This is a genomic window from Staphylococcus sp. FSL K6-3157 (genome assembly GCF_038005145.1).
Classification (GTDB): Bacteria; Bacillota; Bacilli; order Staphylococcales; family Staphylococcaceae; genus Staphylococcus; species Staphylococcus equorum.
This window is the reverse complement of sequence record NZ_JBBOSM010000001.1, coordinates 257772-275590: the sequence shown is the minus strand read 5'-3', so window position 1 is coordinate 275590 and position 17819 is coordinate 257772. Positions and strand designations below refer to the sequence as shown.

Below are 17819 nucleotides of genomic sequence, written 5' to 3'. Positions count from 1 at the left end.
ATGGCACATCATCAATAAGTTATATACAAAAGAAGACGGAAGCTCTATTTAAAGAGCATTCCGTCTTCTTTATTTTGTAATACTATAGTGATATTTTATCTTTATAATATTAATACTTATTAATGTTCTTCTGTATTTTTACGACGTCTTCCAATTAATATAAATGCACCAATCATAGCTAATAATGAACTGAATAATCCTTTATTTTGGTTCTCATTTTCACCAGTAGTAGGTAATTTATCTACATGTTTATTATTTCCTTTATCTAGATTATTTTTATCATTATTCATATTTGAAATAGTACCTTTTTCATCATTAGTTTGTATAACATCGCCTTTGGAAGCTACATCTGTCCCTGATTTATGATTAACTGAATCATCGGAATGTTTGCTGTTACTATTTGGATTTCTGTGTTCTTTTCCATCTTCCCCTTCAATTCCATTCAATCCTAATTGACTATTTAAATCAAAATTATTGCTAAATTTATCATGATCATTCGCTTGTTTTGTTATTGAAGCGCTACTATTATTCACAATAATTGTTGTTGTTCCAGACATATTTCCTGACTTATCAATTGATGAGACTTGTATAGTATCTCCAGGGTTTAAATCTATTATAGAAGGAACATTAATTACGTAGTTTCCTTGATTATTAGCCTTTCCAGTTACGATAGTTCCATTTGGGAATTTAACTGTAATTGTTGAGCCTGGCTCTCCTGTGCCTGTTACTTTCATGTCCCCACTCGTTACCTCATTCACCGTTGGGGCTACAGGTACTGTCGTATCTTTAACAGTCAATCTTGTTTCTGGTGATACATTACCCGATGGATCTGTTGATGTGATAACTAACTCTTCGTTTCCATTCAATTGCTTATCAGCTGGTAAATCGATCACGTAATTTCCTTGATTATCAACTGTGCCTGTTACTGTACTTCCATCTGGGAATTGAACTGTGATTGTTGATCCTGGTTCTCCTGTTCCTGTTACTTTCATGTCTCCACTTGTAACCTCATTCACCGTTGGGGATACAGGTGCTGTCGTATCTTTAACCGTTAATCGCGTTTCTGACGATACGTTTCCTGATCCATCTGTTGATGTTACAACCAATTCTTCGTTGCTATTCAATTGCTTATCAGCTGGTAAATCAATCACATAATTCCCTTGATTATCGACTGTGCCTGTTACTGTACTTCCATCTGGGAATTGAACTGTGATTGTTGAGCTTGGTTCGCCTGTTCCTGTTACTTTCATGCCTTCACTTGTCACTTCATTCACCGTTGGGGCTACAGGTGCCGTTGCATCTTTAACCGTTAATCGTGTTTCTGGCGATACATTGCCTGATGCATCTGTTGATGTTACAACCAATTCTTCGTTTCCATTCAATTGCTTATCAGCTGGTAAATCAATCACATAATTCCCTTGATTATCGACTGTGCCTGTAACTGTACTTCCATCTGGGAATTTCACTGTAATCGTTGATCCTGGCTCGCCTGTTCCTGTTACTTGCGCGCCTTCACTTGTAACCTCATTCACCGTTGGTGCTACAGGTGCTGTCGCATCTTTAACTGTTAATCTTGTTTCTGACGATACATTGCCTGATCGGTCAGTAGCCGTAAAAATTAACTCTTCGTTGCCATTCAATGGCTTATCAGTTGGTAAATCAATCACATAATTTCCACGATTATCTACTTTACCTGTTACTGTACTTCCATCTGGGAATTTAACCGTAATCGTTGAATTTGGTTCGCCTGTTCCTGTTACTTGCGTACCTTCACTTGTCACTTCATTCACCATCGGTGCGTTTGGTACTGTCGTATCTTTAACCGTTAATCTTGTTTCTGCTGATACATTGCCTGATGAATCTGTTGATGTAACAACTAACTCTTCATTGCCTACTAAATCAATGTTTGTCGGAATATCTATTGTGTAGTTGCCTTGACTGTCAGATGTGCCTGTTGCCACACTTCCATCTGGGAATTTAACTGTAATCGTTGAGACTGGTTCACCTGTTCCTGTTACTTGCGTGCCTTCACTTGTAACCTCATTCACCGTTGGTGTTACTGGTGCGGTCACATCTGTAACAGTTAATCGTGTTTCTGACGATACATTGCCCACACTATCTGTTGATGTAACTACCAATTCTTCGTTCCCTACTAAATCTACGTTTGTCGGGATATCTATTACGTAGTTTCCTTGATTATCCGCCACACCAGTTACAACACTTCCGTCTGGGAACTTCACTGTAATTGTTGAATTTGGTTCACCTGTTCCACTTACTTGCGTGCCTTCACTTGTAACTTCATTCACCGTTGGTGCGTCTGGTGCTGTCGTATCTTTAACCGTTAATCTTGTTTCTGACGATACATTGCCTGATTCATCTGTTGATGTGACAACTAACTCTTCACTACCATTCAATTGCTTATCTAATGGTAAATCAATCGCGTAATTTCCTTGATCATCCACTTTACCTGTTAACACGCTTCTATCTGGGAACTTAACCGTAATTGTTGAGCCTGGTTCGCCTGTTCCTGTTACTTGCGTACCTTCACTTGTGACCTCATTCACCGTTGGTGTTACGGGTACTGTTGTATCTTTAACCGTTAATCTTGTTTCTGGCGATACATTGCCCGCACCATCTGTGGATGTGATGACCAACTCTTCGTTTCCATTTATTTGCTTGTCTACTGGTAAATCAATCACGTAATTTCCTTGATCATCTACTTTACCTGTTAACACACTTCCATCTGGGAATTTAACCGTAATTGTTGAACCTGCTTCACCTGTTCCAGTAATTTGTGTACCTTCGCTTGTAACCTCATTCACCGTTGGGGCTGTTGGTACTGTCGCATCTTTAACTGTTAATCTTGTTTCTGCTGATACATTGCCAGTACCATCTGTTGATGTCACTACGAGTTCTTCATTGCCTACTAAATCTACGTTTGTCGGAATATCTATTGCGTAGTTGCCTTGACTGTCTGCTGTACCTGTTGCTACACTTCCATCTGGGAATTGAACTGTAATCGTCGATCCTGCTTCACCTGTTCCTGTTACTTGTGTGACTTCACTTGTGACTTCATTCACTGTTGGTGCTACGGGTGCTGTCGTATCTTTAACTGTTAATCCTGTTTCTGGTGACACATTGCCCGCAACATCTGTTGATGTCACTATCAATTCTTCGTTCCCTACTAAGTCCACGTTTGTTGGGATATCAATCACGTAATTGCCTTGATTATCTACTGTGCCTGTTGCCACACTTCCATCTGGGAATTGGACCGTAATCGTTGAGCCTGGTTCACCTGTTCCTGTTACTTGTGTGCCTTCACTTGTAACCTCATTTACCATTGGTGCTACGGGTGCCGTCACATCAGTAACAGTCAATCTTGTTTCCGGTGATACATTGCCCGCACCATCTGTCGATGTCACTACGAGTTCTTCATTGCCTACTAAATCTAGGTTTGTCGGGATATCTATTGCGTAGTTGCCTTGACTATCTGCTGTGCCTGTTGTCACACTTCCATCTGGGAATTGAACTGTAATCGTCGATCCTGCTTCACTTGTTCCACTTACTTGCGTGCCTTCACTTGTAACTTCATTCACCGTTGGCGCTACCGGTGCCGTCACATCAGTAACAGTCAATCTTGTTTCTGGTGATACATTGCCCGCGCCATCTGTTGATGTAACTACGAGTTCTTCATTTCCTACTAAATCTACATTTGTCGGAATATCTATTGTGTAGTTGCCTTGACTATCTGCTGTACCTGTTGCCACACTTCCATCTGGGAATTTAACCGTAATCGTCGATCCTGGTTCACCAGTTCCTGTTACTTGTGTACCTTCACTTGTAACCTCATTCGCCGTTGGTGTTACTGGTGCCGTCACATCAGTAACAGTCAATCTTGTTTCCGGTGATACATTGCCCGCAACATCTGTTGATGTAACTACGATCTCTTCATTCCCTACTAAATCTACGTTCGTTGGAACATCTATTGCGTAGTTGCCTTGACTATCTACTGTGCCTGTTGCCACACTCCCATCTGGGAATTGAACTGTGATTGTTGAATTTGGTTCGCCTGTTCCTGTGACTTGCGTACCTTCACTTGTCACTTCATTCACCGTTGGTGCGTGTGGTGCTGTCACATCAGTAACAGTCAATCTTGTTTCCGGTGATACATTGCCCGCAACATCTGTTGATGTAACTACGATCTCTTCATTTCCTACTAAATCTACGTTCGTCGGAACATCTATTGCGTAGTTGCCTTGATTATCTGCTGTGCCTGTAACTCTACTTCCATCTGGGAATTGAACTGTAATCGTCGATCCTGCTTCACTTGTTCCTGTTACTTGTGTACCTTCACTTGTGACTTCATTCACCACTGGTGCGTTTGGTGCTGTTATATCTGTCACAGTTACTGGGTCTGATGCATAGCTCGTTTTTCCATTCTTTGTAGCAGTAGCAGTCAAAATTGTTCCGGCTTTAAGTGGCTGGGTCAACTGCAACGTTTTCGTTGTCTCGCTGTTTCCTAACACCACTTTTCCAATAACCTTGTTATTATTATCTTTGACCACAATAGTAGATCCTCCAACACCATTGACTTGAAGGCTTGTACTTTGATCGTTAATCGGGGCAATACTTGGTTTTAATAATGATTTTATATCAATTACCTTAAATGTATTTACCTCATCATTTCGATAGTTAGGTGAGTCTATAGCCACCTTATAAGTACCAGGTGTTAATTTCGATACGTTTAATCTAAATGTACCGTTACTATTCACGGTACCTTGACTTACTACCGTGCCATTTGCGTTCAAAATTTTCACTTTTTGATTTGCTGCATATTGATCTAATGGGACATCACCTTTGATGATGGTATCCTCTGTTGTGATATCATTTACAATAGGTTTGCCTACTAATGGAGAGGTCTGATATCTTAAAAATTCGTCTCCATCATTTTTACCATCTCTATCTGTATCACCGTTAAATGGATCAGAATGAGAATTATGAATTTCAAAATTATCTGTCAAACCATCTTTATCTATATCTTGAATGTAGTACGTTGAAGAACCAAAAGTATTAGCGATCATTCCTCCATTTCTATCTGTTAAGTATCCATTAAATGCAAAGTCTTCTTTTACTCGGGTTGTACTAGGTATTAAATTACCGTTCGCATCATAAGAAGCACCCCTAGTTAATATATTATTAGGGCTTTGATTATATACAAGTACAATTCTAATACCTACAGTTTCTGGTAATGAATTATTAAATTCTATGAGTTGATTTAAGTCGGTATCTGCAATAGTTCCTCTACCATTTGCATCAACTGCAAGCGTTGCTACTCTATTTCCTTTATAATATTTCTTATCAAAACCACTTACACCTTTAAAATCTAATTTATGTAATTCTATTGAAGAAATATATGGTAATAAAGTAGGATCAATTTGATAATTATATGCCCATTGTTTATTTAACCCAAGATCAAGTATTCTTCCACCATAGTTAAATATTCCATTCTTTAATATTTGATGATCAATGATTGCACCACCGAAATTACCGATTGTAGAATCAAATTGTACTGTTCCACTACTTGCTTTAAATGCATTATTGGCATTATTAGATTGTGATGGGACAATGTTATTTATTTCCGTATCTGATGGTGTTAAAAAATAACCACTTGTTTCTGAAGTTTGTATTTTTTTATTTTTAAAATCGTCTTTCACATATATTAGATAATTTAACTTATCTTTTTTATTTTTCATACTGTTCAAGATATTTTTAACGGTAGTGTCAAGTTCCATACGTCCTCCAGTGGCTGTATATTGCGATAATATTTCTGCACCACCAAATAAACCACCATTTGCTCTAATGAAATTAACTTGCCAAATATTAGTCAGTTTACCTTGCTTATTAGATAATCTAACTAACTTTACTGGTGATGTAGAACCAACAGGATTAACAGTAATTCTTGTCACATGGTTAGCAATCACTGGGTCTAGTTGTAAATTTATTTTATATCTATCTCCAGAATTTGCTCCAGTCAAATAACTATGGATTTCAAATGGAATAGTTTTTCCATTTGAAATTTCGTTACTTGTTAATGTACTAGGATCAAAAATCAAAGTTTGGAATGTATAGTTATCTGAGTAATCTAATGTTTCCAAAGAACTGTCTTCTGTCATTGCTCTGGCTGATTTATTTCTAATTATGACTGAACGAGCCCTTCTCACTTTAGCAACATTATTATTGGATTCATTTGTATTCAGCGCTCTCGCTCTTTCACTTCCACTTCTATCTACGGCAGTGTTTGCATTAGCTGAATTAGTATTTTCTCTTTGTGTATTTACTTCATCTTTTGCTTTTATTTTATTACTAGTATTATTTGCTATATAACTATCAACATCTCTTGTTTGTTTAGATTGTGCCTCGCTTTGGTTTATTGTAGTTTCCTCTGCTACATCACTTGTTTGTCTATCCTCGTAATTTGGAGATGTGTCATCAACATTATTAACTTTTTTATTTTCGTTTTTTATAATTTCACTATTTTCTTTGTTTTCTTTTTCAATTACATTAGTTTCTTTTTCACCATTCGCTTTATTATCAGCTTTTAGTTTATTCTCGGTTTTTACAATTTCACTATTCTCTTCATTAGTTTTATTAGGTTTTGACGCTGCATTTTCTTTTTCAATTACATTCGACACGTTGTTATTATTCTCTTTATTGTCAGTAACTTTACTTTCATTAGTATTTACAGCTACTTCTGGTTCTTTATTGCTGGTGTCAATTTCATTTGTGTTATTTGCTGTTGGCTTACTTTGAACAATACTTTGCTCTGAAGCACTATGACTTGCTTTTAAATTGTCCTTCTGAATATCATGGCTTTCTGAAAAGTCATTGACTGGCTCTTGTTCGTTGCTATTTGCTTTTTCTGTATCAACTAAGTGGTTATCATCTTCATTCACATTAGTACTGAGTGCTTTGGAATCTTTTGGAAGATCGTTTTCTGCTGCATTCGCATCGTTAGATATTCCGAATACTAATACGCTTCCTACTAATAATGACGCTGTGCCAACTGAAAGTTTTCTAATAGAATATTTATTCTTTCTATTAGGTGTTAAATCATGATTGTTTTTCATTATTTTCCTCCATTAATCTTAGTCGATATTACAATATCACAATTGTATTATTTTTTTAAGAGTTTTATATGGATTTAAATATAAAAATTAAGTTAGAAAATTATTTATTAGGTTCACGAAAATATACAATTGGAAATAATTTTAGTAACAACAAAAAAACTATCACGCATTAGCGCAATAGTTTTAAATTTCTCATTATATTTATTTATTTTTCATTAAAATAGACCTGTTGGCTTTGTATCATAACTTACAAGTAGATTTTTAGTTTGTTGATAATGGTCTAACATCATTAAATGATTTTCTCGTCCGATACCGCTCATTTTGTACCCGCCAAAAGCAGCATGCGCTGGGTAAGTATGATAATTATTAACCCACACACGTCCTGCTTGAATTCCTCTACCAATACGATACGCAGTGTTCTGGCTTCTCGTCCAAATACCTGCTCCAAGACCATAGATTGTATCATTCGCCATTTCTAGAGCTTCTTCATTTGTTTTAAAAGTTGCAACAGATAATACCGGACCAAATATTTCTTCTTGGAAAATACGCATACTTTGGTCACCTTTGAATATCGTTGGTTCAATATAAAATCCATTTTCTAAATCCTCGTTTTCTTGTCTAACATTTCCACCTACAAGAATTTCAGCACCTTCTTCTTTACCAATATCTAAGTATTTTTTGATTTTTTCTTGTTGCTCATTTGAAGTTTGTGCACCAACCATTGTTGTTTCATCTAAAGGATTTCCTAATTTTATTTTATTCACTTTTTCTATACATAAAGCTATAAATTTTTCATAGATGTCTTCATGAATAAGTGCTCTTGAAGGACATGTACATACCTCACCTTGATTTAGTGCAAACATGACTAAACCTTCTACAGCCTTTTCTAAAAACTCATCATCTTCATCCATAATATCTTTGAAGAATACATTCGGTGATTTACCGCCCAGTTCAAGTGTAACTGGTATAACATTGTCACTAGCATTCTTCATAATAATTTTTCCAGTTGTTGTTTCACCTGTAAACGCAACTTTATTTATGTTTTTATGCGTCGCTAACGCCTCACCAGTCTCATTTCCGAAACCATTTACTATATTGAGCACACCTTCTGGTAAAATATCTTCTATCACTTCAATAAAATGTAAAATCGATACTGGCGTTTGCTCTGCGGGCTTTAGTACTACTGTATTACCTGTTACAATCGCTGGCGCAATCTTCCAAGTTGCCATAAGTAAAGGGAAATTCCAAGGAATAATTTGTCCAATTACGCCTAATGGTTCTTTGTAATGATATGCAACTGTATCATTATCTATTTGTGAAATGCCGCCTTCTTCTGCACGAATCACACCTGCAAAATACCTAAAATGATCTACTACTAATGGTAAATCTGCTGTAAGTGTTTCTCTCACTGGCTTTCCATTATCAAACGTTTCTATCACTGCTAAATATTCTAAATTTTCTTCAATACGATCAGCTATATCTAATAATAACTGCGATCTTTGAGATAATGATTTTTTACCCCATTCTACTTGCGCTTTCTGGGCAGCTTCAACAGCTAAATCCACATCTTTTTGTGTAGACTTAGGTATCTTGGCATAACTTTCACCTGTAACTGGTGAAATATTATCAAAATAGTTCCCTTCTTGTGGTTCAGTCCATTTTCCACCTATAAAATTAGCATATTTCGATTTTACTTTGTATTTTGCATCTTCTTGATTTGGATTTGTATATATCACTGTAAAACCTCCTTTATTGAGTCTAATACCCTCAAAAAAATAAAGTAAGCGCTTTCTTAAACAATGTTTTCTTTAATATGAGAAATAATAAAAAAGATTACATTTTGTATTAGTTTAGCTTGTTAGTTGAAAATATATTTAAATCAGACAAAAAAATCCCTTGAAGCTTAACACTTCAAGGGATAGTTTATTATTTATTGTTTAAATCAAGTTCTGCATTATTTGCTTGTCGTATTTCTTTTAATAGTGCATAATCTTCAATTAATGATTTACCATAAGATGGAATGATTTCTTTCAACTTAGGTTCCCATTCGGCCATATAATCTGGGAAGTTTTTCTCGATTACTTCTAATGCAACTGAAACTGAAGTAGAAGCACCTGGAGATTCACCTAATAATGCAATTACAGAATGGTCTTTTGAATTTACAACTTCTGTACCGAATTGAATAAATCCTCTACCGTGTTCTTTCGTATCTTTGATAACTTGAACACGTTTACCAGCTTGCATAATATCCCAATCTTCATCCTTAGCATCAGGAACAAATCGACGTAATTCTTTCATTCGATCTTCTTTTTTAGCTAATACTTCTTGAATAGAATATTTAATTAACGGGAAGTTTTTCGCCGCTGCAGCTAACATAGTGATTATATTGCTAGGATTGATTGATTTAAATAAATCTAAATTAGAACCATTTTTCAAGAATTTAGGGCCAATCGCTGCGAATGGTCCAAATAGTAATGAGTTTTCATCTTGAATATAACGTCTGTCTAAGTGAGGTACCGTCATTGGCGGTGTACCTTCAGGTTCTTTACCATAAGCTTTAACTTCGTGCTTAGCTACAACATCAGGATTATTACATACTAAGAATTCTCCTGTAATTGGGAATCCACCTAAATGTTTACTTTCTGGAATACCAGTTTTTTGTAGCATTGGAATTGCAGCACCACCTGCACCAATAAATAGATAATCAGTGATGTGATGTTCTACTTTATTAGTCTTAAGGTCTTTAATTTTAACTTCCCATTTACCATCTTTACGACGGCTGAAGTCTTGAACTTCATGTTTGTAGAAAAGTTCTGCATTTTCATGTTCGTTTAAGTTTTTAGCCATTTTTCTTGTAAGTTCACCGAAGTTAACATCTGTACCTTCGTCAATTTTACTAGCTGCAACTACTTCTTCTGGGTCGCGGCCTTCCATCATTAATGGCATCCACTCTTGTAGTTTTTTATGATCTTCTGTATATTCTATACCTTTAAACATTGATAAAGGCGCAAGTGCTTCATAACGTCTCTTCAAGAAATTCACATTTTTATCGCCTTGCACAAAACTAATATGCGGTAATGGGCGTATAAATTCTTGTGGGTCTTGAATTTGATTACTTTTTACTAAGTGAGACCAAAATTGTTTTGAAATCTCAAATTGTTCATTAATTTCTTTCGCTTTTTCTATATCGATTGAACCATCTTTTTGTTCAACTGTGTAGTTCAATTCACATAATGCGGCATGTCCAGTACCAGCATTGTGGCGTTCGTTAGAACTTTCAATTGCAGGTTTTTCGAGTCTTTCAAAAAGTTTAATATTCCATTCTGGTGCAAGATCTTTTAACATCGTACCGAATGTTGTACTTAAAACACCAGCACCAATTAAAATGACATCTTTTGAGTTAGATTCACTCATTTTTTTACCACCTCTCATAATCACTTTTTAATTAATTATATAAGATAAAACAAAGTTGTTTAGTTCTTGAGATAACGCATACATTATTTTCACTACTGTATTTATACCCTTAAAACTATTTAATTATCATATAATTGTTTTCTCGATAAATATCTCTCTCTACATATGATAAATCAACACTAAGAAAATGTAAATTGTATATTGAGAGAATGTTGTATCTAACTGAATTGTTCACTAATCATGTAAATACATTACGACAAATTAATCACCGATAATAATATTATCTATTAAACGTGCCTGACTAAATTTGACTGCTAGCGATATAAAAATTTTATCTGTAATTTCATGTTGTTCGATAAGTTGAGGATAGCTATAAATTGCCACTGTTTCTATATCCCCACTCGTATGTTGTTGTATATAATCACGCGTAGCTTCAATAATTTTCAAACTGCTTCGTTCACCTTGATTATATAATGATTGTGCTAACTGCAAACTTTCATAAAGGTGAGGCGCTTCTGCTCTTTCTTCTGACGTTAAATAAATATTACGTGAACTCTTAGCTAGACCATCCGCTTCACGAACAATGTCTACGCCTACAATATCAATTGCATGATTAAAGTCTTCAACCATTTTTTCCACTATAGCTAATTGCTGTGCATCCTTTTTTCCAAAATAAGCACGTTCTGGTTGTATAATATTGAACAGTTTATTTACTACTGTCACTACGCCGTCAAAATGCCCCGGACGTTGTGCGCCTTCTAATACTGATGCTAGACGTCCAGCCTTTACTTCAATTGTAGGTTGTTCCGGATACATTTCTTTTTCACTCGGATAAAAAATATAATCTACGCCTACTGATGAGGCTTTAATTGTGTCACTTTCAATGTCTCGAGGATACGCATCTAAATCTTCATCAGGTCCAAATTGTAGTGGATTTACAAAAACACTAATCACTGTCACGTCATTTTCAGTAATAGATTGTGACATCATTTTCAAATGGCCCTCGTGTAAAGCGCCCATCGTAGGTACAAAGCCCACTGATTTATTTGATTTTATCCATTGCTTAGACATTTCAGTCATTTCTTCTATAGTAGTAATTAACTCAGTCATTCAGACACCTCGTTCATGACCTGCTTTTTGTAAGTGTGCGCATCACTTGGAAATTGTTGTGACTTAACTTCTGTATTATATAGAGATAATGCTTGAACACCTTTTGAAAAATCACCATATTGTTTCACAAATTTTGCTTGATGGTTGACTTCATAATTTAGTAAATCATGATACACCAATACTTGACCATCTGTGCTTTTACCAGCGCCAATTCCAATAACTGGTATATCTAAATTTTTAGTGATTTTAGCAGCTAAATCGCTTGGAATTGCTTCTAGCACTAACATAACAGCACCTGCTTGTTGTACATTATAAGCATCATCTATAAGTTGTTGTGCTGCTTCTTTAGTATTTGCCTGCATTTTATACCCAGTTATACCAACACTTTGGGGTGTTAACCCAAGATGTGAAACAACTGGAATACCCACATTGCTACAACTTTCAATATATTGAGTTAAATGTGCACCTTCAGCTTTAATCGCATTCGCTTGAGTCTGCTGATATAATTTTACAGCTGTTTCTAAATCCGACTGCTCGTTTATACCCACCGCACCAAAAGGCACATCTACAATTACAAATGTGTCTGGCGCACCTCGTCGTACTGCTTTTGCATGGTGAATCATATCGTCTACCGTCACTTGTACTGTACTATCATAGCCTAAGACGGTCATCCCTAATGAATCACCAACTAATATTGTATCTATTTGTGCTGCTTCAGCTTGCTTCGCACTAGGATAATCATAAGCTGTCACCATTGATATTTTATCGTTACTCTGTTTCATATCTAATAACTGATTTAATGTTTTCAATTAAAATCATCTCCGCAGTTTGTTATATTTGTATTGTTATCCATATACTAACCAATCTACTTAGAAAAGGAAATTAAAAACATGAACAAAATTGCAATAATTGGACCTGGCGCAGTAGGTAGCACGATTGCAATTGACCTTTTAACCATACATCCCGACTTACACTTACTCGGTCGACAACATCAAACACTCACCTACTTTGCCAATAATAATACTGGACATGCACATACTTTACAGGTAACGCCATTAACAAATGATCAAAGCCAAGTTGATTTTTTAATTATTGCGGTCAAAATACCTCAGCTTGATGCTATATTAAGAGAAATGAAACATTTAATCCATGAGCAAACAACTATTATACTTGCTCAAAATGGTCACGGTCAGTTGTCACGCTTTGAACACCCTCACGTATTTCAAGGTGTTGTTTATATTAGCGGACGAAAATCTGGTTCTACAGTAACGCATTATCGTGATCACAAAATCATTTTAGAAGATTCTCCAGAAACGCGTGCATTCCAAGATATTGTAGCTGGCTCTTCTTTAGAAATTGAACTCACAAACGATATTGATTATGCCATTTGGTATAAACTACTTGTTAATTTAGCTATTAATAGTGTCACAGCATTAAGTCGTCGCACTGCCGAAGTACTTCAAGTCCCAGGAATGAAACATCTTTGTAAGCAATTATTAGTTGAAGGTGTAGCCATTGCACAAGCTGAAAATATCTATTTTGGTGATGACATTATCGATGGTATTATGACGATTTACGAAGGTTATCCCAATCAAATGGGCACAAGTATGTATTACGATATCATCTCAGATAACCCATTAGAAATAGAAGGAATCCAAGGCTTTTTATTTAGAAAAGCAAAATTACATCAAGTGAATACGCCAGTACTGGATACTATTTATTCGCTGTTATTGGCACAACAAAAATAATTAGTGCTATTTTTTAAAATACGCTCTACTTGATATGCCAATATTAAAAATTATATTTCATTCGTTATCGTGCGTTTCTTTCATATTGTTATAAACGGTAATTTATTTTTATGCTGTTCATAAACAGTTCATAAAATTACTTTATATTGCAGTTATTAACAATTTGGAGGAAGAAAAAATGAAAAAATTAATGTTCAGCTCTGCCTTTTATACTTTATTAGGATTACTTAGTGGTTTGTTCTATAGAGAAATGTCAAAAGGAGAAAATTTTAGCGGTTATTCGCAATTAAATGTAACGCACACACATTTATTAGTTTTAGGTACAATTATGTTCTTGATTTTCATGGTTATCGAACATCAACTTAAATTGACTCGTAATAGTAAATTATTTAATAGTTTCTTTTATATTTTCCACTTAGGCGTATTAGTAACTGTAGCGATGCAATTTGTGAACGGTATTGCTACTATCAAAGGATTCAATGTAAGTCCTGCAATCGCAGGCATTGCTGGTTTAGGTCACATCTTTATTTCTATCGCATTCATCTTATTCTTTGTGTTATTAAATAAAAGAATTAACGCCACTGCAGAAAAAAGAAAATAGCATAACCAAAAATCTGTTCAAGTCTCAATAATAGAAACTTGAACAGATTTTTTGTGTGTTTTTATTTTACTCCATACATAAAATTATTAAAAATTAATTCTATATTTTAATTCATTAAAATGTTAATGAATTAATTGACACTCTTGCTCACAGATTTCAGAAGTGTACAATTGCGAGCAAGCGCTTACATAAATCAGTATAAAAATTCATTTTATGTTAGGAGAATTAATTTGATTACAGAATTCATTGATTTCTTAGATAAAATTATATGGAGTCCTCCGTTAGTTTTTGGTTTATTAATAACAGGATTGATATTTTCACTTATTACTCGCTTCGCACAAGTGAGACAATTTAAAGAAATGTTACGTTTATTATTCAAAGGTGAAAAATCTCCACAAGGTATTTCTAGTTTTCAAGCTATTTCATTATCACTAGCTGGCAGAGTTGGCACTGGGAATATCGTTGGTGTGTCAGCTGCCATATTTATTGGCGGCCCCGGCGCAGTCTTCTGGATGTGGGTGACAGCTTTACTAGGTGCAAGCACTGCATTTGTAGAGTCTACATTGGGTCAAATATATAAACAAAAGGAAAATGGGGAATACAGAGGCGGCCCTGCTTATTACATTGAAAATGGTATTGGAGGAAAGTTCGGAAAAATATTTGCGTTAATATTTGCTATAGTGACTATTATTTCAATCGGACTTTTAATGCCAGGCGTACAGTCCAATGCAATTGCAACTTCATTACATAGTGCTTTTAGCATTCCAAAATGGGCAGTCACAATTTTTTTAGTAATATTACTATCGCTTATCATTTTTGGTGGAATTAAACGCATTGCCAGTATGGCAACAGCAATTGTCCCTTTTATGGCTATAGCTTACATTTTATTAGCTGTTATTGTAATTTTTTTAAATATTGAGGAAGTTCCTGCATTATTCGCACTTATTTTTAAATCTGCACTAGGGTTGCAATCTACTTTCGGTGGAATTATTGGGGCAATGATTGAAATTGGTGTAAAACGAGGATTATATTCAAATGAAGCAGGTCAAGGGACAGGACCCCATGCAGCTTCAGCGGCAGAAGTATCTCACCCAGCAAAACAAGGGCTTGTACAAGCTTTCTCAGCTTATATAGATACTATTTTCGTCTGTACAGCTACCGCACTAATTATTTTAATTTCAGGAACTTATAATACAACAGATGGCACAGAGAATGCACAAGGACAGCCTAATTTAATTGAAGATAATGGTGTTTATGTATTAAATGCAGATGGCTCTAAAGATTTCTCTGGGACTGCCATGTATGTACAATCTGGTATCGATAAAGCATTTCAAGGCGATAGCTACCAATTTGACCCAAATTTCGCTGGATTCGGCTCTTATTTTATAGCAGTTGCATTATTTTTCTTTGCATTTACTACCATATTAGCTTATTCGTATATTACCGAAACAAATATTGCGTATCTTACTAGAAATTTGAGTGCTAAAAAATCAAATTTTTATATTACATTGACCCGTTTCCTACTTATTTTTGCCACTGCATATGGCACAATCAAGACCGCTGATGCTGCGTGGGCAATGGGCGATGTAGGTGTTGGTATGATGGCATGGCTAAATATTATAGCTATATGGATTTTATGTAAGCCCGCCTTTCGTGCTTTAAAAGATTTTGAAAATCAGAAAAAATCGAAAGGATCTGGCAGCTTAGCTGTTTATAAACCCACGCAACAAGATGCTCCTAATGCATATTTTTGGTTTAACAGAGAAAAAAATAAAGACAATTTTCATAAACAAGAATAATAAATCTTTTACACACAGTTATATTATTTTATAACAAAACCCATGCCCTCTACTACATCGAGGAACATGGGTTTTAATTTATTGATAGTCAATAACCATAGATATTAGAGTCATATTTTCTCCATTATTAATATAGCTATGAGAGATGTCTGATTTGAACCTCAAGGCATCGCCTTCGCCTAAATGAAGCGTTTCATGTTCTAAATGCATTTCTAATTGTCCATCAATTACAATAATCGATTCCTCTGAACCGGATAAATGGGGTTCTGCATCTAATGTTGCTCCTGGATCGAGCTCTACATAAAAGAATTCAAAGGACTTACTCTTTTCAAATGGGAAATATGGATAAACACGATATTTACCCTCATCTTCAGTCACAGGTACAACATCTTCTTTTTTTAACTGTGTATAATCTGACTCTGCCTCATTCATTAAACTACTAAACGATAATTTTAAACCGTTACTAATTTTCCAAACGGTATTTATTGAAGGAATCGTATTACCTTTTTCAATTTCATTCAATGAAGATGTACTCACCCCTGTGAGTTTTGATAATTTGTCCAAGCTAATCTTATTTTTCTTTCTATATAAGTAAATATTCTTAGCTACTATTTTATGAAATTCCATTATTCGACCCCTTTTATATTGACTTTCCTGTTTAATGGATATAAAATCCTTTTAAAAGGAAATATCCTATTGAGCGGAAGTTTAGTGATTATATTTCCATAATACAGGATAATGAAGGGAGAATGCAATTTGTTTATATCATTTATTTTTTATACGTTTTTTATGAGTTATACCCCTGGGCCTAACAATTTATTAGCATTAGACGGCGTTTTAAAATTAGGTCTTAAAGGCACTGTGAAATTCTTAATTGGTATTGGATTAGGTTTTTTAACGCTTTCAATGTTTTGCTTGTTATTTAGTGAATATATGGCTGCTTACTTTTCAAATTTTATATTTGTAATTAAAATAGTGGGATTTATTTACTTATTGTATCTTGCTTATTCTGTATTTAAACATGATAGTAAAGACGCTCAACAAAGCAATACGTATCGTATGAGAGATGGTTTGCTTCTTCAATATATGAATCCTAAAACAATCGTTTATGTACTTACTGCTATCGTGACCTATGTCACTACTCAAAATATAAGTTTTCTTGCTACACTGAGTTATACAATTATCATTGCACTTATCGGTGTTTCAGGTGCAGTCGCCTGGGCCGTTATGGGGCTTTGTTTTAAAAAACTTCTATTAAAATATGAATTCATCTATAAAGTTAGTATGTCTGCATGTCTTGTAGTTTTAGCATTTATGATGATTTTAGAATGATTATTATCAAATTGAACTTTATTAAATTTTCTTGGAATTTACTTTTTAATTCTCACTATTAGGGTATAAGGTATATAGAGGTGATTCATGTATGGATAATACTAATTTAACTAACAAGATTAACGAAATACTCAATACATCACGTGTCGGGGTGCTATCTACCGCATATAATCATATACCTAACAGTAGATACATGATTTTTTATAATGACGGTAACACGCTTTATACAAAAACAAATGTTAACTCAATAAAAATTGAAGAAATTGAGTCAAACCCACGTGCACATATTTTAATTGGTTACGATGATACAAATAATCGTAGTTTTTTAGAAATTGATGCCACATTATCAATTGTTCAAGATCAAGAAACAATTGATTGGTTATGGCAAAACCAAGACAAATCATTTTTCGATAATAAAACTGACCCAGAACTATGTGTAGTTAAAGCTCAGCCAAAATCTATTAAGATAATGAATGATAAAACGTTAGACGAACCACAAATTATAAATTTTGAAGGTTAATTTTCAAAACGCTTGTATAAGTAATAGCTTATACAAGTGTTTTGTCTTTCGTTAAATAATCTACGATTTAAGATACACTGTCTTTTTCACATAGAAAATGAATACATTCTATATTTAAATAGGTTATTATAGAAGTAAGCTTTATAAAATAAGTTGAAAATGAATTTT

11 protein-coding genes are annotated in these 17819 nt (G+C 34.7%); 5 read left to right on the top strand and 6 right to left on the bottom strand.

Annotated elements, in window-relative coordinates:
• Window positions 1-119: 119 nt before the first annotated feature.
• The 5 genes from MHB47_RS01195 to panB form a co-directional block, all read right to left on the bottom strand.
• Window positions 120-7127 (bottom strand): Ig-like domain-containing protein, encoded by a 7008-nt coding sequence (locus MHB47_RS01195; protein WP_340754492.1) that lies wholly within the window; start codon window positions 7125-7127, stop codon window positions 120-122.
• Window positions 7128-7342: 215 nt separating this feature from the next.
• On the bottom strand, window positions 7343-8863 hold the full coding sequence (gene exaC / locus MHB47_RS01190; protein ID WP_340754490.1) for an acetaldehyde dehydrogenase ExaC: 1521 nt from the start codon (window positions 8861-8863) through the stop codon (window positions 7343-7345).
• Window positions 8864-9053: 190 nt separating this feature from the next.
• On the bottom strand, window positions 9054-10559 hold the full coding sequence (mqo, locus tag MHB47_RS01185) for a malate dehydrogenase (quinone) (protein ID WP_340754488.1): 1506 nt from the start codon (window positions 10557-10559) through the stop codon (window positions 9054-9056).
• 243 nt (window positions 10560-10802) lie between these two features.
• Window positions 10803-11651: a pantoate--beta-alanine ligase gene (gene panC, locus MHB47_RS01180; protein ID WP_340754486.1), complete on the bottom strand. Its 849-nt coding sequence runs from the start codon at window positions 11649-11651 to the stop codon at window positions 10803-10805.
• The gene (panB, locus tag MHB47_RS01175; protein ID WP_340754484.1) at window positions 11648-12460 is read right to left on the bottom strand and encodes a 3-methyl-2-oxobutanoate hydroxymethyltransferase; all 813 of its coding nucleotides are present in this window, start codon (window positions 12458-12460) and stop codon (window positions 11648-11650) included. The genes panC and panB overlap by 4 nt, the downstream gene beginning before the upstream one ends.
• A gap of 81 nt (window positions 12461-12541) precedes the next feature.
• Between panB and MHB47_RS01170 the strand changes: the two genes are divergently transcribed.
• From MHB47_RS01170 to MHB47_RS01160, 3 genes are all read left to right on the top strand, one after another.
• Window positions 12542-13399, top strand: coding sequence for an oxidoreductase (locus MHB47_RS01170; RefSeq protein ID WP_340754482.1), 858 nt, complete (start codon window positions 12542-12544; stop codon window positions 13397-13399).
• 178 nt (window positions 13400-13577) lie between these two features.
• Window positions 13578-14000 (top strand): DUF2871 domain-containing protein, encoded by a 423-nt coding sequence (locus MHB47_RS01165; RefSeq protein WP_340754480.1) that lies wholly within the window; start codon window positions 13578-13580, stop codon window positions 13998-14000.
• Window positions 14001-14230: 230 nt separating this feature from the next.
• A complete protein-coding gene (locus MHB47_RS01160; protein WP_340754478.1) occupies window positions 14231-15799 on the top strand; it encodes an alanine/glycine:cation symporter family protein in 1569 nt (522 codons plus the stop codon).
• A gap of 78 nt (window positions 15800-15877) precedes the next feature.
• Here the strand turns inward: MHB47_RS01160 and MHB47_RS01155 are convergent, their stop codons facing one another.
• Window positions 15878-16426, bottom strand: a complete 549-nt coding sequence (locus MHB47_RS01155) for a helix-turn-helix domain-containing protein (RefSeq protein ID WP_069818131.1) — start codon at window positions 16424-16426, stop codon at window positions 15878-15880.
• A gap of 162 nt (window positions 16427-16588) precedes the next feature.
• On the opposite strand from MHB47_RS01155, the gene MHB47_RS01150 reads away from it, so the two are divergent.
• Complete coding sequence (locus MHB47_RS01150) at window positions 16589-17131, top strand: LysE family transporter (RefSeq protein ID WP_340754472.1); 543 nt, start codon at window positions 16589-16591, stop codon at window positions 17129-17131.
• 91 nt (window positions 17132-17222) lie between these two features.
• Window positions 17223-17651 (top strand): pyridoxamine 5'-phosphate oxidase family protein, encoded by a 429-nt coding sequence (locus MHB47_RS01145; RefSeq protein ID WP_340754470.1) that lies wholly within the window; start codon window positions 17223-17225, stop codon window positions 17649-17651.
• Window positions 17652-17819: the final 168 nt, after the last annotated feature.